The sequence below is a fragment of the Nocardia abscessus genome, assembly GCF_015477775.1.
GTDB classification, from domain to species: Bacteria; Actinomycetota; Actinomycetes; order Mycobacteriales; family Mycobacteriaceae; genus Nocardia; species Nocardia abscessus_A.
This window is the reverse complement of record NZ_JADLQO010000001.1, coordinates 603,177-626,627: the sequence shown is the minus strand read 5'-3', so window position 1 is coordinate 626,627 and position 23,451 is coordinate 603,177. Positions and strand designations below refer to the sequence as shown.

Annotated in this window: 22 protein-coding genes; 9 read left to right on the top strand and 13 right to left on the bottom strand. The window is 67.0% G+C overall.

Translation table 11 applies throughout. The features are described from left to right. Nucleotides 1-28: 28 nt before the first annotated feature. Entirely contained in the window at nucleotides 29-946 is a 918-nt protein-coding gene (locus IU450_RS03025; RefSeq protein ID WP_195148212.1) for a DMT family transporter, read from the bottom strand. 249 nt (nucleotides 947-1,195) lie between these two features. Between IU450_RS03025 and IU450_RS40855 the strand changes: the two genes are divergently transcribed. After that, nucleotides 1,196-2,428, top strand: coding sequence for a phthiocerol/phthiodiolone dimycocerosyl transferase family protein (locus IU450_RS40855; RefSeq protein WP_195148211.1), 1,233 nt, complete (start codon nucleotides 1,196-1,198; stop codon nucleotides 2,426-2,428). Nucleotides 2,429-2,665: 237 nt separating this feature from the next. Next, nucleotides 2,666-3,415, top strand: coding sequence for an SDR family oxidoreductase (locus tag IU450_RS03015; RefSeq protein WP_195148210.1), 750 nt, complete (start codon nucleotides 2,666-2,668; stop codon nucleotides 3,413-3,415). Nucleotides 3,416-3,475: 60 nt separating this feature from the next. Here the strand turns inward: IU450_RS03015 and IU450_RS03010 are convergent, their stop codons facing one another. The 6 genes from IU450_RS03010 to rpsF all read right to left on the bottom strand — a co-directional run bounded on the left by IU450_RS03010 (nucleotide 3,476) and on the right by rpsF (nucleotide 10,191). Next, on the bottom strand, nucleotides 3,476-5,146 hold the full coding sequence (locus IU450_RS03010) for a cutinase family protein (RefSeq protein WP_195148209.1): 1,671 nt from the start codon (nucleotides 5,144-5,146) through the stop codon (nucleotides 3,476-3,478). Nucleotides 5,147-5,272: 126 nt separating this feature from the next. Then, the gene (dnaB, locus tag IU450_RS03005; protein WP_324197504.1) at nucleotides 5,273-7,867 is read right to left on the bottom strand and encodes a replicative DNA helicase; all 2,595 of its coding nucleotides are present in this window, start codon (nucleotides 7,865-7,867) and stop codon (nucleotides 5,273-5,275) included. A 628-nt stretch (nucleotides 7,868-8,495) separates the two neighbouring features. Then, nucleotides 8,496-8,948 carry a 50S ribosomal protein L9 gene (gene rplI / locus IU450_RS03000; protein ID WP_195148208.1) on the bottom strand — a complete coding sequence of 151 codons (453 nt, stop codon included), beginning with the start codon at nucleotides 8,946-8,948 and terminating at the stop codon, nucleotides 8,496-8,498. A gap of 17 nt (nucleotides 8,949-8,965) precedes the next feature. Beyond that, nucleotides 8,966-9,217 carry a 30S ribosomal protein S18 gene (gene rpsR / locus IU450_RS02995; RefSeq protein WP_043700357.1) on the bottom strand — a complete coding sequence of 84 codons (252 nt, stop codon included), beginning with the start codon at nucleotides 9,215-9,217 and terminating at the stop codon, nucleotides 8,966-8,968. Nucleotides 9,218-9,272: 55 nt separating this feature from the next. Beyond that, nucleotides 9,273-9,815 (bottom strand): single-stranded DNA-binding protein, encoded by a 543-nt coding sequence (locus IU450_RS02990; RefSeq protein WP_195148207.1) that lies wholly within the window; start codon nucleotides 9,813-9,815, stop codon nucleotides 9,273-9,275. A gap of 88 nt (nucleotides 9,816-9,903) precedes the next feature. Beyond that, nucleotides 9,904-10,191, bottom strand: coding sequence for a 30S ribosomal protein S6 (rpsF, locus tag IU450_RS02985; RefSeq protein ID WP_039803204.1), 288 nt, complete (start codon nucleotides 10,189-10,191; stop codon nucleotides 9,904-9,906). 215 nt (nucleotides 10,192-10,406) lie between these two features. On the opposite strand from rpsF, the gene IU450_RS02980 reads away from it, so the two are divergent. Beyond that, nucleotides 10,407-11,792: a glycosyltransferase family 87 protein gene (locus IU450_RS02980; protein WP_195148206.1), complete on the top strand. Its 1,386-nt coding sequence runs from the start codon at nucleotides 10,407-10,409 to the stop codon at nucleotides 11,790-11,792. Here IU450_RS02980 and IU450_RS02975 read toward each other — a convergent pair. Then, on the bottom strand, nucleotides 11,789-12,322 hold the full coding sequence (locus tag IU450_RS02975; RefSeq protein ID WP_195148205.1) for a CGNR zinc finger domain-containing protein: 534 nt from the start codon (nucleotides 12,320-12,322) through the stop codon (nucleotides 11,789-11,791). The genes IU450_RS02980 and IU450_RS02975 overlap by 4 nt on opposite strands. A gap of 84 nt (nucleotides 12,323-12,406) precedes the next feature. On the opposite strand from IU450_RS02975, the gene IU450_RS02970 reads away from it, so the two are divergent. After that, nucleotides 12,407-13,306, top strand: a complete 900-nt coding sequence (locus IU450_RS02970) for a DMT family transporter (protein ID WP_324197503.1) — start codon at nucleotides 12,407-12,409, stop codon at nucleotides 13,304-13,306. 1 nt (nucleotide 13,307) lies between these two features. On the opposite strand, the gene IU450_RS02965 is transcribed toward IU450_RS02970, so the two are convergent. The 3 genes from IU450_RS02965 to IU450_RS02955 all read right to left on the bottom strand — a co-directional run bounded on the left by IU450_RS02965 (nucleotide 13,308) and on the right by IU450_RS02955 (nucleotide 15,863). Continuing rightward, entirely contained in the window at nucleotides 13,308-13,931 is a 624-nt protein-coding gene (locus IU450_RS02965) for a TerD family protein (protein WP_195148204.1), read from the bottom strand. Nucleotides 13,932-14,026: 95 nt separating this feature from the next. Continuing rightward, a complete protein-coding gene (locus tag IU450_RS02960) occupies nucleotides 14,027-15,127 on the bottom strand; it encodes a DUF475 domain-containing protein (RefSeq protein WP_195068751.1) in 1,101 nt (366 codons plus the stop codon). Between the two features lie 160 nt (nucleotides 15,128-15,287). Then, on the bottom strand, nucleotides 15,288-15,863 hold the full coding sequence (locus IU450_RS02955) for a TerD family protein (protein WP_043734335.1): 576 nt from the start codon (nucleotides 15,861-15,863) through the stop codon (nucleotides 15,288-15,290). 145 nt (nucleotides 15,864-16,008) lie between these two features. Between IU450_RS02955 and IU450_RS02950 the strand changes: the two genes are divergently transcribed. From IU450_RS02950 to IU450_RS02930, 5 genes are read left to right on the top strand one after another with little or no spacing between them, the layout of a single operon-like run. Then, entirely contained in the window at nucleotides 16,009-17,226 is a 1,218-nt protein-coding gene (locus IU450_RS02950; protein ID WP_195148203.1) for a hypothetical protein, read from the top strand. A 13-nt stretch (nucleotides 17,227-17,239) separates the two neighbouring features. Next, on the top strand, nucleotides 17,240-18,454 hold the full coding sequence (locus IU450_RS02945; RefSeq protein ID WP_195148202.1) for an HpcH/HpaI aldolase/citrate lyase family protein: 1,215 nt from the start codon (nucleotides 17,240-17,242) through the stop codon (nucleotides 18,452-18,454). Next, nucleotides 18,451-19,911 carry a phosphoribosyltransferase domain-containing protein gene (locus tag IU450_RS02940; RefSeq protein ID WP_195148201.1) on the top strand — a complete coding sequence of 487 codons (1,461 nt, stop codon included), beginning with the start codon at nucleotides 18,451-18,453 and terminating at the stop codon, nucleotides 19,909-19,911. Before IU450_RS02945 ends, IU450_RS02940 begins: the two co-directional genes overlap by 4 nt. Nucleotides 19,912-19,922: 11 nt before the next feature. Beyond that, nucleotides 19,923-21,047, top strand: a complete 1,125-nt coding sequence (locus tag IU450_RS02935; protein ID WP_195148200.1) for a cysteine protease StiP family protein — start codon at nucleotides 19,923-19,925, stop codon at nucleotides 21,045-21,047. Between the two features lie 59 nt (nucleotides 21,048-21,106). Then, nucleotides 21,107-21,895 carry an HAD family hydrolase gene (locus tag IU450_RS02930; protein ID WP_195148199.1) on the top strand — a complete coding sequence of 263 codons (789 nt, stop codon included), beginning with the start codon at nucleotides 21,107-21,109 and terminating at the stop codon, nucleotides 21,893-21,895. On the opposite strand, the gene IU450_RS02925 is transcribed toward IU450_RS02930, so the two are convergent. Both IU450_RS02925 and IU450_RS02920 read right to left on the bottom strand, forming a co-directional pair. Continuing rightward, nucleotides 21,867-22,436, bottom strand: a complete 570-nt coding sequence (locus IU450_RS02925) for a class IV adenylate cyclase (protein WP_195148198.1) — start codon at nucleotides 22,434-22,436, stop codon at nucleotides 21,867-21,869. The genes IU450_RS02930 and IU450_RS02925 overlap by 29 nt on opposite strands. After that, nucleotides 22,433-23,278: an XRE family transcriptional regulator gene (locus IU450_RS02920; RefSeq protein ID WP_195148197.1), complete on the bottom strand. Its 846-nt coding sequence runs from the start codon at nucleotides 23,276-23,278 to the stop codon at nucleotides 22,433-22,435. The genes IU450_RS02925 and IU450_RS02920 overlap by 4 nt, the downstream gene beginning before the upstream one ends. Nucleotides 23,279-23,451: the final 173 nt, after the last annotated feature.

Genomic DNA, 23,451 nt, shown 5'->3' with positions numbered 1-23,451 from the left:
TTCTCGGTGTGCGCGTGCCCCGTGGCGATTACCTCTCGGGTAATTGGACGGCCGCCTCCGGTGTGGGCGGCGCGGGCCGGTCCGCGGCCACCCGCTCCTCGCGGCTGCGCGCGGTCCCGAGCACCGAACCGAGAATGACCAGCGGGAAGCCGATCGCCATGCCCGCGGTCAGTGGCTCGTCGAGTGCCGTGACGCCGAGCAGGATCGCCACCGCGGGATTGATGTAGGTGATCACCGTCGCGCGGGCGGGGCCGACCTCGGCGATCAGCGCGAAGAAGAACAGGAATGCCGCGGCCGTGCAGATCACCGCGAGGCCGAGTACCGACCAGGCCGCATCGGCGGTGATGTGCGCGGGCCACAGCCAGCCCGCGAACGGCGCGTAGATCGCAGCCGCCAGCAGCAGCGACCCGGTCACCACGCCCAGCGGAGGCAGATCGGCCAGCGCGCGACTGATGACGATCGGACCCACCGCGTATCCGATCGTGGTCAAACCGATCGCGGCGATGGCCGCCGGATTACCCAGGTCGACGTCCAAGCCGACGAGCGCGGTGACACCCGCGAATCCGACGAGCAAGCCGACCACCCGGCGTGCGTCGAACCGGTCGTGGCCGAGCACGGTCACGATCACCACCGCGATCAGCGGCACCGCCGCGATCAGCAAGCCGACGGTCGAGCTGTTCAGCGTGGTCTCGGCGTATCCGATCAGGAACCACGGACCGGTGATCTCCACCAGCGTGTAGAGCAACAGCGGCCGCCACCGCCGCAGCACCGGGGTCAGCACGTCGCGGTAGAGCGCGATCGGCAACAGCAGCAGGCCGCCGATCAGTGTGCGGCCGAACGCCACCACGATCGGGTCGAGATCCTCCACCGCGATCCGGATCATCGCGTACGGCACGCCCCAGATCACGCCCATCGCCAGGAACAGCGTCCACCCCCGGCGCGTCATCGCCGGACCGCCGTTCGGCGCGCACCGGCCGGCCCGGACTGGATCTGCTCGGTTCGGGACATACTCCGCTCGCTTCCCACCGTTCGGAGCCTATCCAAGTGATCCGATCATCCGACAGATCCAGTTCCCGCAGGTGACAAGGCCGATTCTGGACGGTTGAACCTGTCCTGTTCGCCCGATTTCGACGAATGATCCGCGCGGGCAAGATGTTCGGGCTAGTCTCGCCGGGAGCGAAGGGAATGCATCATCGTGGTCGACGTCATCCGCCGGCTTGCCCCGAGCGAGGAAATGTTCGCCGCGGGCGAGGTCTTCATCGGTTATTCGGCCCGGGTATCCGGTCGGCTGGACCTGCCCGCCTTGACGGCCGCTTTCGAGGCCGTCGCCCGGGCGCATCCGATCCTGCGCGCCCGCATCGAGGTGTCGGGCGAGGGCGGTCACGTCTTCGCCGTCACGGACGCCACGCCCGAGATGTTCGTCACCGACGCCGATCCCGAATTCCCGCTCACCGGCGCCAAATTCGACCAGCGCGCGGGTGTCTGCGCGCTGTGCGTGGTGCGTGACGGCGATACCGCCGGTGTCACGTTGATGATCCATCACAGCATCGCCGACGCCTATCACGCCTTCGCCATCGTCGCCGAACTCTGGACGGGGTACCGGGACGTGCTCGGCGGTCGTGCGCTCGAGCTGCCGGTGCACGCGTTCCCCGAACCGGTGGAGCACCTGCTCGCGGCGCGGGGCATCGAGAAGATGGCGCTGCCCGGCTCCGTGCCCGCCGCTGAGACCTCCGCCACCGAGACGCCGATTCCACAGCCGCGCGACGACGAGTACCCGATACTGCGCACCACCCGTTGTCTGCTCACCCAGGAAGAGACCGCGGCGCTGGTCGCACTGGGGCATCGCGAGAACGTGACGGTGCACGGTCTGGTGTCGGCGGCTCTGCTGCGGACCGAAGCCGAGATTCGTGAACTGCCGCTGACCGGACTGCTCTACCTGTACTCCGTGGACCTGCGGACCAGGGTGAGCCCCGAAATCGCCGCCACCGAAGGGACGAACGTCCTCGGTTTCGCCAACTACCTCTCCCCCGCGGCCGACGTGACGCTGGTGGAATCGGCCCGCGGCATCAGCGAAGCGCTGCACGCGGGCTTGACCGCGGGCATCGTGCAACGCACTCCCCTGAGCATCCCGGACATGGCGGCCGCGCCGAGGCCCGCCCTGCCCGGTGTGGTCATCGCGACCAACTGGGGCAACATCCCGCCGCTACCCGAGCAGGACGCGCTGCGCATCGACGACTTCCACTCCACCATGCTCGCGAAACCGGACCTGACCGGCCGCCGTCCCCAGCAACCGGGCGGCGGCACCTGCGTCATCAGCACCTTCGACGGACGGCTGAGCGTGGAGATCCACCACCCCGAGGAATTCACCGACCTGCAGCGCCGCCGCATCGAAGTGCTGGAGCGCCATCTGCGCGGCGCGCATTCCTGACGGCGCGACCGGACTCGCTGCCGGACTCCCGCTCTCGGCGGTACTCGATCAGGCTGCTGCTCACCGGTCGATGGCCGACGAATGCGCGCGGCTATGGCCGGCCACTTCAACGGAATGCGACGCTGGTGCTGAGATAGGGATGGTCGCTTGCCTTCGGCCGTATCCGGCGAACTCGGATCGTCGCGATAGGTTCAGCAGCTCAGGAGTTACTTCGACGAACGGAAGGAACAGCATCCTGTGGCAACCACAAACGGTGGGTCTGCGCGGGTAGCGGTGGTAACCGGCGGTTCTCGTGGCATCGGCCGCGCGTGCGCCGAAAAGCTCGCCGGTGACGGGTTCGCGGTGGTCCTGAACTTCGCCTCGAATGCCGCGGAAGCCGACAACACCACTGAAGCCATCCGCGGCGCGGGGGGCATAGCGGTGACCGCTCAGGGGGACGTCGCCGACGAGTCCGCGATGGCGGCGGTATTCGATCGAGCGGAAAGCGAATTCGGCGGTGTCGACGTGGTGGTACACGCCGCGGGCCGGATGCAGCTCGCGCCGCTGGTCGATCTGGACCTGGCGGTGCTCGACAGCATGTACCGGACCAATATTCGCGGCACCTTCGTCGTGGACCAACAGGCGGCGCGGCGCCTGCGACCGGGTGGGGCGATCGTCAATTTCTCCACGTCGGTGGTCGGCGCGGCATTTCCGACCTACGGCGCCTACGCGGCAGGCAAAGGCGCCGTCGAGGCGCTGACCATGATCCTGGCCCGCGAATTGCGCGGCCGGGACGTGACCGTCAACGCGGTGGCGCCCGGACCGACGGCCACCGACCTCTTCCTGCACGGAAAAGACGACGCCACCATTCAGCGACTCGCCGACGCCGTACCTCTGCAGCGACTCGGCACACCCGCCGACATCGCCGCCGTGGTGGCATTTCTGGCGAGCCCGCACGGTCACTGGATAAACGGCCAGATCATTCGGGCCAACGGCGGCCTGGTCTGACCGACGACACCGCGGCTCGCGATCACCCCCCTCGGCGGTGATCGCGAGCCTGTGGGTCGATCAGTTCGATGCCTTCGCGGTGGAACTGGTGCTCGCCGCCGCGGATTGCGTTGTCGTGGTGGTCGGCTCGGCGGTGGTCGTCTTCGGGGCCTCGACCGGCGCCGCGACCGAAGACGGCGCAGGCGTGGTGGTGGTGACCTGCGGTGTCGTCGTCGCACTCGAGGTTTCCGACGGCGGCGTCGCAGTCGTCGCGCCGCCGGTGGTCGTGGGCGCGGCGCTCGTGGTCCTCGGTGCCGTGGTCGATTCCTTGGCGGGTTCGGTGGTCGGCGCCGCCGAGGAGGTCGTCACCGCCTTGTACACCGCGGCGAGGTCGGCCTCCTGCGGCTTGGACGTCGGGTCGACCTGCTTACCGGCCTGCGCCTGCTTCGCCAGGTGGGTGAGCCAAGCGGCCGCGTACTCGGCGGAGGTCAGCGGCTTGCCCGCGTCGGGGTCGGCGTCGTGCCAGTAGTCGAAGTGGTGACCGGTGTGGTTCGGGCCGAGCGTGAGATTGTAGGGATCGCTCAAGATCACGGGGATCGTGTTCTGGTTGGTCACGATGAGGCCGATGATCTCGTTGAGCACCTTCTGCGGCAGGTAGGCCAGCGGCGACATCTGCTCGGTCGAAATCGAGTCCGCCTTCGCCGGGGTCTTCGGCTGCCCGCCCGGTTTGTACGCCGGATCCGACACCCTCAGCAGTACTTGCAGGAAGGTCTCGTCGCTCTGCATCCAGTTCGGCTGCGACTGGATGTCCGCGAACGCCGCCAACGCGATCCGGCTGAGGACCACGGCGACGTCCTGCCCGGTCGCAGGCGTGAGCCCGTCTCGTTCCAGCGCGTCGACGTTCAACTGCCTGCCCACGTTGACCACCAGTTGCAGCAGCGAGATGTTCTCCGGCGCCGAGCAGGTGAGGTCCCCGTCGGAGCAGAATGAGGCGATCTTGCCGTTCAACGCACCGAAGTCACCGCTGGTCCCCTGCACCGCACCCTGACCGGGAACCGGTTTCGTGCCGTTCTGATATTGCTGGTCGAAGCCGTCGGGGTTGCCGAAAGGATCCTTCGATCCGGGGAACGGCCCGTCTCCGGCCGAGCGACCCGAGTCCGCGAGGATGACGACACCGACGACATCCTCCGGATCGACGATCCCGTACTCCCCGTCCTGGCCCGGCTCCTGATGGCCGATCTTCATCGCGACGCGACGAACCACGTCGGCGCCCTCGCTGTAACCGACGATGGAGAACTTGGTGTCGGGGCAAGCCTGCGCGATCTCCCGCATCACCTGCTCGGTGTTCGCGACACCCGCGTTGACGGCGTCCTCGTAGGTGGCCATGTTCGCCGGGTACGCGATGTAGACCGCGGCGTACGCGCCGGGATCGACGTCGTCGGCCGGTGCGTTCACGACCGGATCCACCCATTCACTGCTGTGGTCACCGGACAGCGCGGCGGGCAACGGTTGCCCGTTGGCGTCGACGAGCATCTTCGTGGTCCCCGCCACAGGAGTGTCATTACGACCGGCCACCGAGATGGTCACCATGTCGTGGCATTCCGTGACCGACGAAGTGAGCTGCGTATCCCTGGTTTCCGGCGTAGCTGTCAGTGCCAGTGAGGCGGCGACGACCGCCGCCACCCCCAGCACTGCCGGCGCGGCGACCGCCGAAGCGATGCGATGCCGCGCGAAGAACTCGCGAAGAGCCATGTCCTGATCCCCATTCCATACACCGACAAAGTGGACGGACAAGCCCCCCGACGGGCCATACGTCACCGAGGACGTCGCAGTTGGGGACCCGAGCGTTACTCGGGCAGATCGATCAGGAGCGGCACATCACCCGCGGGCCATGTCTACGAAGCGCGACAAGTGCAGCTGATGGGCGACGGTGATCGTGGCCGTCGGACCGTTACGGTGCTTGCCGAGAATCAGGTCCGCCTCACCGCCGCGCGGGTCGTCGCGTTCGAAGGCATCGGGACGATGCAGCAGGATGACCATGTCCGCATCTTGCTCCAAACTTCCCGACTCGCGGAGATCGGACACCATGGGCCGCTTGTCGGTTCGCTGTTCGGGACCGCGGTTGAGCTGGCTGATCGCTACCACCGGCACTTCGAGCTCTTTGGCCAGCAGCTTCAGATTCCGGGAGAAGTCCGAGACTTCCTGCTGGCGAGATTCGACTTTCTTTCCGGAGGTCATCAGCTGGAGGTAGTCCACCACGACGAGTTTCAGATCGTGGCGCTGCTTGAGACGCCGTGCTTTGGCGCGGATCTCCATCATGGTCAGGTTCGGCGAATCGTCCACGAACAGCGGCGCCTCGCTGATCTCACTCATCCGCCGCGCCAGCTTGGTCCAGTCGTCATCGCTCATCCGCCCGGAGCGCATATCCCCGAGCTTGATCTTCGCCTCCGCCGACAACAACCGCATGACGATCTCGGTCCGGCTCATCTCCAAGGAGAAGATAACGCTCGCCAAGCCATGCTTGATCGAGCAACTGCGCATGAAATCCATGCCCAGGGTGGAATTGTGCGTCGGGATCATCGAGCGTCCGGCCAGATACAGGTGCTCGGCGTTGTCCACTTCGAGGCAACGCACCGGCACGCTGTCGATCCGGCGCACGTCGGCGATGAACCGCGAGTCCGATCGCACGGTGCTGCGGCCGGCCCGCCGCTCCTTCTGCAGTACGGCCTTTCGATGCAGACCGAACACTACGTCGTCGGTGGCGAACGTGATGGTGTACGCGGTGGACGATTCCTCGGAGCGACCGGCAGCTCGCTTGGTGGAGATCTGGCAGCGGTAGCCGAGGCTGACGATCAGCTCGTGCACGTCTCGGACGAGCCGGGCGTTGGTGACAGAGAACTGGACGGAGCCGCCGTGTGTCACAGTTCCGTCGGTGTCCAACAGGCCGGCCAGGAGGGAGCGGCGCTGCTGTTCGGATGCCCGCAAATAGTCGGTCGGGATGTGCTTGTCACCGAGCACGCCGAGCGACCGGAGACGCGCCTGCACGCTCCCGACGGTGCTCCGGCATTTCTGGCACAGGCGAAGACCGATCGAACGCTCGCCGCAATTCGGGCAGTGCGGCGGTGGTACCGGAGCCGAATGGAACCGGGCCTTTCCGCCGCAGGACCGTCCACAGGTGCGGACCTCGCTGGTGAAGGGAACGAATTCCTTCCCGCAGATCACGCACTCGCGTGCGGCGATCGGCTCGTCGGCGGGCAGTCTGAGCTGGTAACGCAGCCGAGCCGAGCGCGACGGGACCGCGACGATCCCCTCGGCTTCGATCCGCGCGACGATCTCCGGATCGGCGCAGGTGAGCTGTGCGGCAGCCGAGGTGCCGTCGCCGAGCCAGGCGCCCAGCGTGTAGGGCGGCACGGGCAACGTGCGTGGAGGCAGCTGAAGGGGGGCGGTATTGGTGACCGAGTGGTTCAGTCTGCGATCAGCGGTGTCGCATCGCAGCGTCTTCGCGATCTGCACGGTGGTACGCACTTCGGCGCGTGCGCGCTTGGATCGGCGAGACGCTCTCGTCTCCGTAAGCCATTGATGCTGTTCGTCCGCGACGAGTACGGCGCCATCGGAGAACTCGACTTCATAGCAGGGACGTCCCGACATGACCTCGGTGGCGGCCACCACACGGGTGGGATGGCCATGGGCATCCAGCAATTCATCGCCTACCCGGACCTCTCCCATAGTGGTCCATCCGGTGGGCGTGGGCAGCGGAGTGTCCAGGGCCAGCGCCTTGCCCACACCAGGGCGCGCGGCGACGATGATCATCTGGCCTGGATGAAGGCCGTTGGTGATTTCGTCGAGTTCGGTGAAACCGGTAGGGACGCCGAGGGATATGCCGCCGCGGCTGGCGATGGAGTCGATCTCGTCCATCGTCGGCTGGAGCAATTCTTCGAGGGGGAGGAAGTCTTCGCTCGTGCGGCGTTCGGTGACCTCGTAGACCTCGGCCTGGGCGCGGTCGACGACCTCGGCGATGTCCTGGCCGTCGGCGCCTGCGTAGCCGTACTGGACGATGCGGGTGCCCGCCTCGACGAGGCGGCGCAGAATGGCTTTCTCCGCGACGATTTCGGCGTAGTAGCTGGCGTTGGCCGCGGTCGGCACGGTCTGGGTGAGCGTCACCAGGTACGGCGCGCCGCCGATGCGCTTGAGTTCGCCGCGGCGGTCGAGGCCTGCGGCGACGGTGACCGGGTCGGCGGGTTCCCCACGACCGTAGAGATCGAGGATCGTGTCGTAGACCGCCTGATGGGCGGGACGGTAGAAATCGCCGGGACGAATCACTTCGACGACATCGGCGATGGCGTCCTTGCTCAACAGCATGCCGCCGAGCACCGACTGCTCGGCCGCCATGTCGTGCGGGGGCTGGCGGCCGAAGTCTTCACCGGGAGGTTCGGGTGGGAAATTCGTGTGCCCGCGGTCATCGGTGGCTGTCACCAGACTCGACCGTCCTCTCTACCCCACGACCGGGTTCCACCCTGTTGACTCGTTCTACTCCCTGGTACCGACACCTTCGGCATAACCGGTGGCCAGGGGCTCAGCTACCAGCGCGGCACCCGCTCGTGCACACCGTTGGGAGCGGCCCGCGCACGGCACTGCGACGAACCTAGGCGACCCCATGGGGATGCGCCAAACCGTGCTGTGCACACAGCTGTGGATAACTTGGGGAGAGTTCACCCAACCGTGTGCAGCCCCTGTGTACAACTTGGGGAAAACCCAGGTCGGCGGGGTCAAAGCCGCAGATAGATAGCAGCTTCCGCAGTTTTCCACGTGTGGATTAATGAAGTTCCGGCGTGTCGGCCAAGTTGAACAGCCGGGCGTGTTGGGTTAACAGCACGTGAGCCGCATATGACGTGAATCACATTGCGGTCGGTCGGTTTGGCCGGTAATCCACAGGCTTGGGAAATGTGGCGCCATTGCGGGCGGTGAAACGCTCGAATTGTCCCGAATGACGCTCTCCGTCATTCGGCAAACAATTGGCAATTAGTTCGGCCCGAGGCAACAGAGCACAGCCGAGGACCACTCCCGACAGGAGGCGGGAGCGGTCCTCGACGCGGTGCTCGAATCAGGCGGCGTCGACGGTGAGGTCGAACTTCGCCACCACATCCGGGTGCAGGTGCACCACGATGGCGTGCTTGCCGGTCGTCTTGATGTGCGCCTTCGGCAGCTCGATGCTGCGCTTGTCGACCACGGGGCCACCCGCAGCCTTGACGGCCGCCGCCACGTCCGACTGGGTCACAGAGCCGAACAGCTTGCCGGTGCCCGCGGTCTTGACCGACAGCGTGACCGCATCCAGGCTCTCGATGGCCTGCTTCAGCTCGTTGGCGTGGTCGAGGTCGCGGACCCGACGGGCTTCCTGCGCCCGGCGGATGCCCTCGACCTGCTTCTGCGCGCCACGGCTGGCCGCGATCGCCAGGCCGCGCGGCAGCAGGTAGTTACGGCCGTAGCCGTCCTTGACCTCTACGGTGTCGCCGGGGGCACCGAGGTTGTCCACATCAGCAGTCAGAATCAACTTCATTTGCGTGCCTCCCTTTCTCAGCGAGCCGTCGACACGTAAGGCAGCAGCGCGACCTCACGCGAGTTCTTGACGGCAACCGCGACATCGCGCTGGTGCTGCACGCAGTTGCCGGTGACGCGGCGGGCGCGGATCTTGCCGCGGTCGCTGACGTACTTGCGCAGCAACGCCGTGTCCTTGTAATCGATCGTGACGGTTCCGGTCTTGCTCTCCTTGCAGAACGAGCAGGCCTTCTTCTTGAGCACCTTTTCGCGCGCGGGCGCTTTAGGCATGGTCTTGTACTCCGTAATCAGTGATGGCCCTGATCGAGGGCCGTTGTGGCCGTTCTCAGAACGGCGGTTCGTCATCCATGCGGCCGCCGCCCCCGAAGGAGCCGGCCGCGGGCGCACTGCCCCAAGGGTCGTCCTCGGCACCGCCGGAACGCCCACCGCTGTTACCGGAGGAGGCGTAGTTGCCACCGCTGCCCGATCCGGATCCGGACCCGAAGCCGCCGCCACCGCTACCGCGACTGGTCTTGTTGACCTTCGCGGTGGCGTAGCGCAGCGAGGGACCGACCTCGTCGACCTCGAGCTCGACGACCGTGCGCTTCTCACCCTCGCGGGTTTCGTAGGAGCGCTGCTTGAGTCGTCCGCTCACGATGACACGGGAACCTCTGGTCAGGCTTTCGGCGACATTCTCCGCGGCCTCGCGCCAGATATTGCAGCGCAGGAACAGCGCTTCGCCGTCTTTCCATTCGTTCGAATTACGGTCGAATACACGAGGCGTCGACGCGACGGTGAAATTCGCCACCGCCGCTCCCGCTGGTGTGAATCGAAGCTCCGGGTCGGCCGTCAGATTGCCGATGACGGTGATGACCGTATCGCCTGCCATGTGGTTCCTCCTGCTCGGTGTGCAGTCCGCGTCTCGCTGTTGCGCTAGAGCCTAGGCACAGGCTCCGACGCAAACGAGGGTTGCCGGACTACTTGTCGTGGCGCAGAACCTTGGTGCGCAGCACCGACTCGTTGAGACCGAGCTGGCGGTCGAGTTCGCTCACGGTGGCGGGCTCGGCGGTCAGATCGACCACGGCGTAGATGCCCTCGGCGTGCTTGGCGATCTCGTAGGCGAGCCGGCGGCGGCCCCAGATATCGACCTTGTCGATCTTGCCGCCCTCGGTGCGAACGACACTGAGCAGGTTGTCCAGCGACGGACCTACAGTGCGCTCGTCCAGGCTCGGATCGAGGATGACCATCACTTCGTAATGACGCACGGACCAATCACCTCCTGTGGACTAGGAAACGGCCACGGACGGTCCGTGGCAGGAGGGTCGTTGCGTCAGCAACCCGAACAGGCTACATGAGCGGCACCTGAGCAGAGAAATCGCCCCGGCGGCCAGTCGTGCGCGCACGAGATTCGGCCCTCGGGTTCGCCTTCGTAGGGAGGGGAACGGCGGCATCGCCCGGCCGGTCGGCTTAGGGTGGATCCATGCCGACCGGACTCGCCGCCCGCGACCTGCCCGCAGGCCGTGTGCGACGCCGCGCGGCGCTGGCCGCGGTGGTGGTGTTGCTCTGTGCCGTGGTCTTGGCGCTGGCATACGCGAACAAGGCGCGCTGTGCGGGGGAGCCGTTCGACGGGGACGGCCGCAGTACGGTTTTCGATGTCATCAAGGATTCGGACGTCTGTTATTCGGACATCCAATTCCTATGGCTCGGCCGGGACATCAATGAGCACGTCTTTCCGTATGTGAGCGGCGGTATCACCGAAGACGGCGCGCTGGTCGGCGGCGCGGTGGAGTATCCGGTGCTCACCGGCGTGCTGATGTGGCTCGGCGCGGTCGAGGCGGACAACGACGCCGATTTCCTGCGGTACTCCGCGCTGCTGCTCGCGCCGTTCGCGCTGCTGACCGCCTGGATGCTCGCTCGTCTGGCCGGCCCCGCCGCGCTGCTGTGGGCGGCCGGAACTCCGCTGGTGCTCTACGCCTTCCACAACTGGGAGCTCCCGGTGGTGTGCACCGCGGTCGCCGCCGTTTACGTGATGGCGGCGCTCACTCGCTACTCCGTGCGCACCAGAGGGATCGTGGCCGCGGTGCTGCTCGGTCTCGGGTTCTGTCTGAAGCTGTACCCGGGCATCTTCGTGCTGCCGTTGCTGGCGTATGTGCTGACCGGAGGCGTCGAGCGTGATCCCGAGGATCGGGCACTGGACGTGCGCGGCGCTCTGCTCACCGCGGCCGCGGCGATCGGCACCGTCGTCGCGGTGAACCTGCCGTTCGCTCTGCTGGGGTACGAGGGCTGGCGCGCGTCGATCACCTTCCAGCAATTGCGGCAGGCCGACATCACCACGAATTCCGTCTGGTACTGGGGAATTCGGCCGATGTTCGGTCCGGATGCGCACAGTGAGGCGGCGTTCCAGCAGTTGGTCTCGATCGCCTCGCCCGTGCTCGTGCTCGTGGCGTTCGCGCTGGCCATGTGGCTCGGCTGGCGGCGCTACCTGACGACCGGCGCCTTCCCGTGGGTAGGTGTGAGCGGTGCGATGCTGTGTGGATTCCTCTTGTTCCACAAGGTGCATTCGCCGCAGTACACCCTCTGGCTGGTGCCGTTCCTGGTGCTGCTGGAGGTGCCCTGGTGGCTGATCGGCAGCTATCTCGTCGCCGACGCGGCCATCGGGGTCGGCGTGTTCCGCTACTTCTACTCGATGGGGTCGGGTAACTCGGTCGAGCTGATGGAGAACATCGTCCTGTTCGGGGTGTGGGGGCGCGCGACCCTGCTGATCGTGCTGTTCTTCGTGTTCCTGTGGGCGTTGCCGCGCGGGTATCGCTCGGCGTCGCCGCCGGTGCGGCGATCCGACCCCGCCGATCTGGTCCCGGTGGTCTAGAGACCTCCGTGCCGGGCGCGGAAGGCGGCGCTCTTGGCGCGGTTCCCGCACAGCGTCATATCGCACCAGCGGCGCGAGCCGCCGCGCGAGGTGTCCACGTACAGCCGGGTGCATGCGGGGCGCCCGCACTCCTTGACCAGCGCCGGGCCGCCCAGTAACTCGATCGCGGAACGGGCGACAGCGGCCAAGGCCGCGTCCGCGCCGCCGGAACGGACGATCGTGCCGTCGGCGCGCAGGCAGACCGAGGGCGGTGCGCCCTCGGCGAACTCGTTGACGGTCCGGCGGTCGGTGTCGGTGCCGTTGCTTGCCTGTGCGGTGGCGAGCGCCATGCGATAGGCCGCCTCGCGCAGGCGCACCGCCCGCGCGAGGGTCTCCGCGTCGCTGGGCGGGGGATCGTCGAGCAGCCGTGCGGCGACGATCCAGTCGGCCAGCGCGGCGGGAGTGGTGAGGACGTCGTCGAACGTGGTCGAGCGCGCCTTGACGGTGCCGGCGAAATCCAAGGCGAGGTTGCCGCTCACGAAGGTGAACACGTCCACATAGTAACTGCCTTGACAGGTTAGTTGGGTAGATGCCACCGTGATAACCACCCGAGGCGGTTACTTCTGGGAGGTCCCGTGCAGAGTCGATTCGCGATGGTGGCCGCTCAGCCGCTTTTCGTCATGTTGTGGAGCAGTGCGTTCATCGCCGGGGTGATCGGGGTCGGTGCCGCGCCGCCGCTACTGGTGTTGTTCGCCCGTTTCGCCATCGCAGCAGTTCTGCTCACGGCCTACGCCCTCGCGGCGCGGGTCACCTGGCCGCGGGGAGGCGAGCTGCGCCATGTGCTCGTCGCCGGACTGGCTATGCAGGCGGTCCAGTTCGGCGCCTTCTACACGGCGATGGCCGAGCACGTGCCCGCCGCGGTGATCGCACTGGTCCAGGGCTTGAATCCGGTGGTCATCGCGCTGCTGGCCGGACTGATCGGCGAAACCGTCACTGTGCGGCAGTGGTTCGGTTTCGGCATCGGCGGAATCGGCGTGATGCTGGCGGTCTTCGACCGATCGCACTTCTCGCTGACCGGATTGCTGCTGTGCGTGGTGGGGCTGCTTGGCCTGAGCGTGGGCACCGTGTACCAGAAACGGTTCGTACCCGCCGTCGATCCCCGGGCCTCCACAGCGCTGCACGTGATGGTCAGCGCACCGATCGCGGGCGCGCTGGCCTTGCTCTCCGGCCAGGTATACGTGTCGGATGTGAGCCGATTCGCCGGGTCGCTCACCTGGATGGTGCTGGTCAACTCCATGGCCGCGTTCCTGCTGCTCAACGCGATGTTGCGGCGGTGGGACGCGACCAGGGTGGGCAAGCTGTTCTTCGCGACGCCCGCCGTGACGGCGCTGCTGGCCTGGCTGCTGATCGATCAGCCGTTGCGGTTGCCGACGGTCGCGGGGCTCGGTATCGGCCTGGTCGGTCTGGTGTTCGCCGCTGGCGCCCCGGCGCGACGCGCGGTCGCGGCGCCGCAGCCGGTACCCGCGGTGCGCTGACCTACTTGCGCGCGCTGTGCCACTGCATGCCCCACTGGTAGGCCTGGTCGAGTTCGCGCTGGGCGCCGTGGACGTAGTGCACTTCCCGGTGCACGGTGATGCCGGCCCCCTGGTTCTGCAGCAGCGCGATGGCGCACGAACGGGCGCCGTCCACCGGCGAGTCGAGGCGGACCTCGATCTGCGGGCCCGAGGTCGGGTACAGCGTCACCACGCCGTCCGCGGCAGCCCAGTTGGGCACGCCCTCGTAGATGAAGGCGAAGATCAGAATGCGCTTGAACAGTTCGGGCCTGGCGAGGTTGATGTGCATGTTCTCGCCGGTCGTGCCCGAACCGCTGCGATCGTCGCCGTCCAGCACGATGTACGGCTCGGCGTCCAGGGCGCCGAAATTGCCGCCGATCGACTGGACGACGCCCTTGGCGCCGTTCGCGAGTTCGTAGAGGCAGCCGAGGTCCAGGTCGACGGGCTTGGAGCGGCGGAAGAATCCCCGGGATCCGCTCGACCAGTTCAGGTTGACCCGCATGGTGCCCTGCTGCTCACCCGGCTTGGTCAGGTTGATGCTCGGTGTCGCTTTCGACAGGGTCACCTTGGACAGGTTGACGCCGCCGGGGTTGCCGTCGATCGCCATGGGCGCGATCCCCCCTCTGTGGAAACGAGAGCGGCAGCGGCCATCCGTCGGGATGGGGCCGCTGCCGCAACAGGTCTTCGGCTGCTTGCCGTGGATCAGCCTACCGGCGTGGGTTCCCGTTCGCTGTCCAGTTCCTCTTCGTCCGCTCCGCGGTTGCGCAGGATGCTGGTGACGAACGCCGCACCGATGAACGCGACGCCGATCATGCCGGTGATGAGTTCGTTGACGTGCACGCCGATCGAGACGAGCAGGATCGCCGCCAGTGCGCCGATCGCCCAGTGCGCGCCGTGCTCCAGGTAGACGTACTCCGCCAGGGTGCCCTTGCGCACCAGGTACACCGTGATCGATCGGACGAACATGGCGCCGATCAGGCCGAGGCCCAGCGCGATGATGATCGGGTCGGAGGTGATGGCGAACGCGCCGATCACGCCGTCGAAGGAGAACGACGCGTCGAGCACTTCCAGGTAGAGGAACAGGAAGAAGCCCGCCTTACCGGTGGCCTTGGCCAGCTCGGACGGGCCGCCTTCGGTGTACTCCTCGGTGTGGAACATGGAGCCGAGCCCGTCCACCGCGATGTAGGTGATCATGCCGAGCAGGCCGGCCACCAGGACGGTCGAGCGGTGCGCCTCGTCGGCGAGGAACTCCGCGGTGAGGATCAGGCCGGTGCCCGCGACCACCACCGAGAGCATGTCCAGCTTGCCCGCCTTGGCCAGGGGCCGCTCCAGCCAGCTCAGCCAGGTGATGTCGCGCTCTTCGAAGATGAAGTTGAGGAACAGCAGCGCCAGGAACATGCCACCGAACGACGCGATCTGCGGATGCGCGTCGGTGAGCAGTTTCTCATAGCTCGGGCTGCCGTCCGGGAAGGTCAGGGCGTCGCCGGGCGGCGGGTTGAGGGCCAGGTCGAAGGCTTCCACCGGGTTCAGTCCGGCTGTGATCCACACGATGGCGAGCGGGAAGACCAGCCGCATGCCGAACACGGCGATCAACACGCCGATGGTGAGGAAGATCCGCTGCCAGAACGCGCTCATACGTTCGAGCACGGTGGCGTTGATCACCGCGTTGTCGAACGACAGCGACACCTCGAGGATGCCGAGGATCGCGGCGAGCGCGAGGGCGGTCGGTCCGCCGTACAACACCGCCACGACGAGGGAGACCACCGTGACGATGAAGGACATGCCGAATATGCGCAGGACCACGCTGGGACCTTTCATGAAGTGAAGACGAGGCGGCGACGGTTGCTACCAGCGTGGCTGCTGAATCGCCGGTTGTCCAACGCTGCCCCCCGGGGCGCCCGGCATGCCTGGGCCACACGACGAGGGGCCCGTCGCCGGGCCCCCCGCGAACAGCGAAGTGTTTTCAGACGTTCACGCCGTAGTCACGGGCGATGCCGGACAGACCGGAGGCATAGCCTTGGCCGATCGCGCGGAACTTCCACTCCGCGCCGTTGCGGTACAGCTCGCCGAAGACCATGGCGGTCTCGGTCGAGGCGTCCTCGCTGAGGTCGTAGCGAGCCAGCTCCTCGCCGTTGCTGCGGTCCACGACGCGGATGTAGGCATTGCGGACCTGCCCGAAGGACTGCGACCGGGAGTCGGCGTCGTAGATCGAGACCGGGAAGAAGATGCTCTCGATCGTGGGCGGGGTGTTCGCCAGGTCGACGTTGATGACCTCGTCGTCGCCCTCACCCTCGCCGGTCCGGTTGTCGCCCGCGTGCTCGATCGAGCCCTCGGGGGAACGCAGGTTGTTGAAGAAGACGAAGTGCTGGTCGGACACGACCTTCTTGTCCGCGCCGGTCGCGATGGCGCTCGCGTCGAGGTCGAAGTCGGTGCCGGTGGTGGTCCGGACGTCCCAGCCGAGGCCGACTGCAACAGCAGTGAGGTTAGGCGCCGCCTTGGTCAGCGAGACATTGCCGCCCTTGGACAAACTGACACCCATGCGGGATTCCCTTTCAATAGTCCGTCATTGGTTCCCAGCATGTCCGAATCGCCGGGTACGTCATACGACAGTAGTAGGTTTCCGCGAACTTGCGTAGGAACCGGCGTAACCCTCGCCGAACAGGAAGATCTCCTACCATCGCAGCGTGGCAGGCCGGAGGCGCGGATGGTTCCGTTCGTCGGGAAACGACGAGTGGATCGAGCATGCCCGCGCGAGGCTGGCCACCGCGTTCCTCGACATGGACCGTCGTCAGAGCGCGGCCGACGCGGCGGTGCATGCCGCCGATCAGGTCTTCCCGGAGCGGGGCACGGGCGCGCGCTGGGAACCGGTGCGGCACAGATGTTATGGCGCGGCGGAGGTCTACCTGACGCTGAGCGCGGAGCTGGAGGCCGCCCAGCGTGGCGGCCCGCCGATTCCGCAGGGGCGGCAACGCGTCGACGCCGCGGTCGGCCAACTGACCGCCGCGGCGCACGCCGTCGACGAGTTCTATCGCGGCGACCAGAGCAGGCTCGAAGAGGCGGTGGCCGTGCTCGGCGCGGTGCCCCAGTTGGTTCAGCAGGTGAAGGTCGCCGCGGCGGGGGTGCGCACCCAGGCCGCCGAGTCGGAGTTCGCGAACTATCCCTCGGTGCGCGCAGGCGCCGCCGCGGTCGATGAGGCGCTGGTCACACTGGAGGCGGCGGGGGCGGACACGCCCGCGGGCACGGTGCGGGCGGCTGCCAACCGGCTGGCGGCGCTGACCAAGGAGCTGGCTGATGCGTTGGCGCAAGCTCCATCTCGGGCCGCGGCCGCAAACACCGCGATCTCGTCGGTGACAACCCGCCTTGCCGCCGTCCGGACCAGGGCCGAAGGAGTTGCGCCCGCGTTCTCGGCGCTGCTGCGTGAGTTCAATGCTGCGAGTTCGGCCGATCTGGCTAACAATGAGCGGGAAAGTCAGCGAGCCATCGAGGCCGCGGACGCGGCCCTGGGCAGGGCGCGTGCGGCGGCGGCCGAGAACAATCCGGAGTTTGCACTTGATCTGACCACATCCGCGCGCGGGTCCCTCACCGAGGCCGAGCAGCGGGTCGACGCCGTGACCAAGCGGCTCGCCCTGCTGCGTGCGATCCGGTCCGACCCGCAAGAACAGGCCAAGGCCGTACGATTCCGGCTGCGGGACGCGCAGATGCTCGCGGTGAGCCGCGGGCTGGTCGCCGAATGGGGTTCGGTGCTCGACGCGCAAGCAGCACGGATCGACCGAATCAGCGAAACACTGTCGGGGCGTCACCCCGACTACTGGGCCTATGTGGCGGAACTGGATGCCGTCACCGAATTCATAGCCGGGGTAGTGGATCGAATGAGAAAACAAGCAGGACCACGACGAGAATGAGGATGGGGCAACGATGACCGCAGGCATCGCCGTCCAGCAGGAGGTTTCCCTGCGGAAGCGAATGCCGCTGCGCCACTTCCGGCAGTTGCACGGCCCAGAGGCGAGGCGACTTTTCCACCGGGAGCCGGAGCCGTTCGGTGACGACCACACCGACCGCGAGCTGCTCGCGATCGGGCTCGGCGCGACGCTGTACGCGCCCGCGACCAGGCCCGACCTCGCGCTGACGATCGGCAGGCGCGCCGCGCACGGTGTGTGTTCGATGGTGATCGACCTGGAGGACGCCGTCGCCGATCACGAGGTGGAGTACGCCAAGCAGCAGACCGTCGCCGCTCTCGATCTGCTCGCGAGCAGTCACGACGCCAACCCGCTGCTGTTCGTCCGGGTGCGCGACGCGGACACGGTCACCGAACTCATCGAGCAGCTCGGACCGGGCGCCAAGGTGCTGACCGGGTTCGTGTTCCCGAAGTTCGACAGCGTCACCGGGCCGAAGTACCTCAACGCGCTGAACGTGGCGGCCCAACGGGTGGAGCGGCCGCTGTACGGGATGCCGGTGCTGGAGTCGCCGGGGCTCGTACACCGGGAGACTCGCGATTACGAACTCACTCAGATCGCGGCGCTGCTGGCCGCGCACCGGGACCGGGTGCTCGCGGTACGGGTCGGTGCGACCGATATGTGCTCGACCTTCGGTATCCGGCGCGACCGCGACCTGACCATCTACGACGTGCGCGTGGTCGCCGATGTCATCGCCGACATCGTGAACTACCTGGGGCGTGCGGACGGAACGGGTTTCGTGATCACCGGGCCGGTGTGGGAGTACTTCGCCGATCACGAGCGGATGTTCCGGCCGTTGCTGCGGACCGCGCCGTTCGAGGAGTCCGACGCGGTGCCGTTCCGGCAATACCTGGTCAGCCGGGATCTGGACGGCTTGCTGCGCGAGATCACGCTGGACCGTGCCAACGGCATCCAGGGCAAGACGGTGATCCATCCGTCGCACGTGGCCGCCGTGCATGCGCTGTCGGTGGTGACGCACGAGGAGTACTCCGACGCGCTGGACATCCTCCGGGAGGATGTCGGCGGCGTTGCGGCCTCGGGGTACCGGAACAAGATGAACGAGATGCGGCCGCATCGCAGCTGGGCGCGTCAGACCCTGTTGCGCGCGCGGGTGTTCGGTGTGGCCAACAAGGGAGTGTCGTTCGTGGATCTGCTGACGGCGTTGGTCACCGTATGAGCGGGCGAGCTACCGAACTCGACAACAACGAAATTCCGTGGGCGACAAGAAATCTCGGTATAGCGCTGCATCGTGATCCGGTGCGTGAACGCGATTCGGATCGTCTGCGTTCGGCTCAGCTGCCGATCACGGCCCTGGTGCGGCCGGGTATCCGGCACAACAATCCGCGCCGGGCGCACCTGTTGGTGTCCACCGTGCTCGGCAAGCACCTGCCGACCGATCCGCGGGTCGTGCTCGGCGCGGGCGATCAGCTGGGCGATCTGGTGCGCGCGGTGCTCGGTGAGCGCGAAGCCGTCGTGCTCGGGTTCGCCGAGACCGCCACGGGGCTCGGTCACTGCGTGGCGGCGCGGATCGGCGCGAGTTGCTATCTGCACTCGACCCGGCGCGAGGTGCCGCACGCGCAGACGCTCGCCGGGTTCGAGGAGGGGCATTCGCACGCCACCTCGCACCTGCTGCAACCCGCGCCGGCCGACATCTTCGTCAACGACCTGCCGCTGGTGCTGGTCGACGACGAGATCTCCACCGGCGCCACCGCGATCGATGCGGTGCGTGCGCTGCACGCGTTCTCGCCGCGCGCCCATTACGTGCTGGCGTCGCTGGTCGACCTGCGCAACGAGGCCGATCGCGCCGAATTCGACGCTGCCGCGGCGAAACTCGGGGCGCGCATCGACACGGTCTGTCTCGCCACCGGCCGGGCGTCGCTGCCGGAGGAATTGGTCGAGGCCGTCGGCGCTCTTCCCGAGCCGCGGTTGAATCCGACCGCCGGATATCCCGGTTCGTTCCGCCGAATGGAACTTCCCTGGCCGGACTTCGTTCCGGAGGGCGGCAGGCACGGCATACTCGCCTCCGAGACCGGCGCGTTCGAGGCCGCGCTGCTGGACGCGGGGCAGGTGCTGGCCGCGCGGCTCGCCGCCGATTTCCCGGGCCGGGCCGCCATCGTGCTCGGGCACGAGGAGCTGATGTACCTGCCACTGCGGTTGGCGGCGCTGCTCGCCGAGTCGGGGACCCCCACGCGGTTCCAGACCACCACGCGATCGCCCGCGTACGTGCTGGACGAGCCGGGTTATCCGTTGCGGCGCGGGTTCCGGTTCGTCGCGCCGGAGCCGGACGACGTCGCGCCGCGCTACCTGTACAACGCGCATTGGCCTGTCGATCCACTCGACCTGCTCCAGGCCGAGGTGGGCGGACCGGCCGCCGCGGCGCGTGATGCCGTCGGCACGATCGCCGAGGACGACGGCGGCGATGCGGCGGACAGTCGGCCGGCCGATCCGGTGCTCGTCGTCGTGGTCGACTCGCCCGCCGACACGACGGAGCTGATGGCCGAGCACGGACTGATCGACGTCTTGACCGCTTCCGGCGCCGACGTGCTGCTCGCCGTGCTGCCGGGGGCCGACCCGCGGCGGCTGCACGCCGAACGCGCCGCGTCGCCGCAGGCAACGGACGGGAGTGCGGTGTGAGGAGTAGGACAGTGGGTGCGCTACCCACCCCGCTGCACGGTCCGGCGTTCGGGTCATACGCGGCCGACGAGGTCTCCTGGTTGCTCAAGGACCTGTCGGACGTCGACCTCGAGGCCGATGTCGCCGAGCGGGAACGCGAGATCCAGGCCGGAAAAGCGCACTACGCGGAGTCGCTGCCGATCGAGTATCAGCCGGACACGGCGTACCGGGCGCTGTTCGACGAGGTGCTCGCCGCCAGCGCCGAGCGGCTCGCGCTCGCCGTGGCGACCGTCTCGGAACTGGTCGTCGCCGAACGCGGCGAGGACGTCGTCCTGGTGTCGCTGGCGCGGGCGGGTACGCCGGTCGGCATTCTGATGCGCCGCTGGCTGCGGTCGCGGCGCCCGAGCCTCGAGGTGCCGCACTACGCGGTGTCGATCGTGCGGGATCGCGGCATCGACGCGGTGGCGCTGGACTACCTGGCCGAGCAGCACGACCCGGCCTCCGTCGTGTTCGTGGACGGATGGACCGGCAAAGGCGCGATCACCCGCGAACTGACCGAGGCGCTGGACGCCTATCACGCGGCCGGTGGCGCCAGGTTCGACGACGAACTGGTGGTGCTGGCCGATCCCGGGCACTGCGTGCGCACCTACGGCACCCGCGACGACTTCCTGATCGCCTCGGCTTGTCTCAATTCGACCGTCTCCGGACTGATCTCGCGCACTGTCCTGAACGACACGCTGATCGGCCCCGGCGATTTCCACGGTGCGAAGTTCTACCGCGAACTGGCCGGTGACGACGTGTCCGGGCGTCTGCTGGACACCGTGAGCGGCGCTTTCGACGCGATCCGCGAACAGGTGCCCGCCGAAGTTGCCGCGATCCGCGCGAGTGACCGGACGCCCACCTGGACCGGATGGGCGTCGGTAGAGCAGGTGCGGGAGCAGTACGGCATCGCCGGGGTGAACTTCGTGAAGCCCGGCGTCGGCGAGACCACGCGGGTGCTGCTGCGGCGGGTGCCGTGGATGGTGCTGGTGCGCGAGGCGGACGCGCCCGAGCACGCGCACATCCGGATGCTCGCCGCGGCCCGGGGTGTCCCGGTCGAGGTCGTCGCCGACCTGGCATATTCGTGCATGGGATTGATCAAGGACGTGCAGCAGTGAACCTATCTCCGAGAGCACACCGAAGACATGCGCTGATCGCGACCGACCTGGACCGGACGATGATCTACTCGCGTAACGCCTTCAGCACCACCGCCGACGTGCCGACGGTCTGCGTGGAGCATCTGGAGGGGGCGCCGCTGTCGTTCATGACCACCACCGCGGCCCTGCGGATGCAGACCCTGACCGAACCCGCCGCCGTCGTTCCCACCACCACCCGCACCATCAAACAGTTCGACCGTATTCGACTACCCGGGGCGCCGTGGCGCTACGCGATCACCAGTAACGGCGGGAACATCCTGGTAGACGGCGTGCCCGACCTGAGCTGGCGCATCGACATCGATGCCGAGGTCCGCGCGGGCGGCGCCACCCTCTCCGAAGTGACCAAGGAACTGCACGAACGCATCGATGACTCGTGGGTCACCAAGTTCCGCGTGGCCGACCATCTGTTCTGCTACCTGGTGGTGAAGCCCAAGGATGTCCCCGAGGGATTCCTGGCCGAGTGGGACGACTGGTGCCGTCCCCGGGGCTGGTCGGCCTCACAGCAAGGCCGCAAGATCTACACGATGCCGCTCGCGGTCTGCAAGAGCCGCGCGGTCGCCGAGGTGCGCAAGCGCCTCTGGGAAAGCGGCGAACTCGCCGACGACGCCCGCACCCTCGCCGCGGGCGACGGCGCCCTCGACGCCGAGATGCTCCGCGCGGCCGACTCGGCCATCCGCCCCCGCCACGGCGAACTCGAACAACTCAACTGGACCCACCCGAACCTCACCATCACCCGAGCCACCGGCATCCTGGCAGGCGAGGAAATCATCAACTGGTTCATCAAGGGAGCCCCACCGTCCTCCGAGTAGCCAGCACGGCATCCGTGTACTGCTCGGTGGTGAGATCACCATCTGCGATGCCGAGCTGGTAGAGCGTGGTCCGAACGATCTCCAGCGCCTCTGCCAGCTCCGATTCGGGAACCATGGTCTCCAGCTCGATGAACGTGCCGTCCAATTCAGGAACCGTCACCAGCGTGGCCAGCAGCTCGTGTCCCTGCGATGCGAATCGATAATTGACGCAATGTTTTTCGAAGCGGACCAGGTACGTGAGCCCGAGACCGCGCAGCACCGAATCGATCACCGCAGCGTCGGCCACTTCGGTCTCTTGTTCCGGTTTGGACCCGCTGGCCGCGTCGACTGCGGGTTCCTTATAGGTCAGCAGGGATCGCCGCTCGTCATTCGCCGTGATCGTCCGCAAACGCAGCTCGCGGCCTTCCGACGATAATCGACCATTGGCCAGGTCGTAGTACGTGTCTTCATAGTTCGAGCGCTTACCCGCGGTTCGCGCCGACAGCGCAGCTTGCACGGACTCGACGTCCTGCACACGAGCCTTCAGTTCGGCCTCGATCATGTGACCGATCCTCTCTCGAGCACACGCGCCTGGAGCCACATCTGCTCGAACTGCCGTAGGAATCCGGCATGCAAGACGCCGTTGGTCGCTGCCGTGAGTTTGTACATTCCCGAGCGATGGCCTTCCGCGGACGAGCCGAAAGCGGACAGATACAACGTCTGGTCGAAAACCAGCATCCGCCATGTCGGCAGAGTGTTGTAAACAGCGACTTGCAGTTCGACACAGGGATGATCGTGGAACTCCGATACTCGCGCCAGGGCGAGCTTGATTCCCGCAGCGAAGGACTGCTTCGATTCGCCGATTTCTGCTGCGCGGATCCCTGTGGCCTCGGAATCCGGATCCAGTAGGAGGGCTCGGACACCGACCCTGTCGGTTCGCTGCAGCAGTGTGCCACGCAGCAACGATTCATTGAGCGCGAGCAGCCCCAGGCCGCGCACAGCCAACAGATCGATTCGATCTGCGATCAGCGACTGTCGGCGCAGCTCGGCATCGGCCTCGGCCTGAACCGTAAATGCTTGCGCGATCTCGGCGTGGCCGGTGAGCGTCTGCGCGTGACGTGGAGCGAGACCGAACAAGACTCGTGCGTGGTCCGGCATCGAGACGCCGTCCGCGATCCGTTCGAACACATCGAAGCGTGTGACAGTGCGCCTGCTGTTGATGATCTCGTTGACCCGACCTTGGCCGAGTCCTACTGCCGCCGCGATGCGTGCTTGGCTCGCCCCGGTGTACCGCTGAACTGAGCGGAGTAGCGCCGATACATCACGTCGCCGCAGGAGCGCGCCCACTTCGGGCTTGTGCCAGACCGCCGCAGGGACCTCGATTCCCCCGTACTCGGTCGCCATGGCGTTAACCCTATATCTCACAATGAGATACCCGTCGAGATATCGAGTGAAGGACACCGCCGAAACCACAATCTCCTTGTAATCGTCGCTCTGCCTACGGCTATGTCGAACGGGCGGTGACAACTACCAGTCCGCCGAGAGGTTGTGTGATGCTCGCAGATCTCGCTACCACC

Excerpts from the sequence above, each read along its gene's own strand:
- IU450_RS03010 (WP_195148209.1), bottom strand. The coding sequence starts at position 5,146 with ATGGCTCTTCGCGAGTTCTTCGCGCGGCATCGCATCGCTTCGGCGGTC.
- IU450_RS02945 (WP_195148202.1), top strand. The coding sequence starts at position 17,240 with ATGACCGCAGGCATCGCCGTCCAGCAGGAGGTTTCCCTGCGGAAGCGA.
- IU450_RS02955 (WP_043734335.1), bottom strand. The coding sequence starts at position 15,863 with ATGGGTGTCAGTTTGTCCAAGGGCGGCAATGTCTCGCTGACCAAGGCG.
- IU450_RS02940 (WP_195148201.1), top strand. The coding sequence starts at position 18,451 with ATGAGCGGGCGAGCTACCGAACTCGACAACAACGAAATTCCGTGGGCG.
- IU450_RS03025 (WP_195148212.1), bottom strand. The coding sequence starts at position 946 with ATGACGCGCCGGGGGTGGACGCTGTTCCTGGCGATGGGCGTGATCTGG.
- rpsR (WP_043700357.1), bottom strand. The coding sequence starts at position 9,217 with ATGCCTAAAGCGCCCGCGCGCGAAAAGGTGCTCAAGAAGAAGGCCTGC.
- IU450_RS02965 (WP_195148204.1), bottom strand. The coding sequence starts at position 13,931 with ATGGCGATCGACGGCAACCCCGGCGGCGTCAACCTGTCCAAGGTGACC.
- IU450_RS02925 (WP_195148198.1), bottom strand. The coding sequence starts at position 22,436 with ATGATCGAGGCCGAACTGAAGGCTCGTGTGCAGGACGTCGAGTCCGTG.
- rplI (WP_195148208.1), bottom strand. The coding sequence starts at position 8,948 with ATGAAGTTGATTCTGACTGCTGATGTGGACAACCTCGGTGCCCCCGGC.
- IU450_RS02920 (WP_195148197.1), bottom strand. The coding sequence starts at position 23,278 with ATGGCGACCGAGTACGGGGGAATCGAGGTCCCTGCGGCGGTCTGGCAC.
- IU450_RS02980 (WP_195148206.1), top strand. The coding sequence starts at position 10,407 with ATGCCGACCGGACTCGCCGCCCGCGACCTGCCCGCAGGCCGTGTGCGA.
- IU450_RS02990 (WP_195148207.1), bottom strand. The coding sequence starts at position 9,815 with ATGGCAGGCGATACGGTCATCACCGTCATCGGCAATCTGACGGCCGAC.
- IU450_RS02930 (WP_195148199.1), top strand. The coding sequence starts at position 21,107 with ATGATCTACTCGCGTAACGCCTTCAGCACCACCGCCGACGTGCCGACG.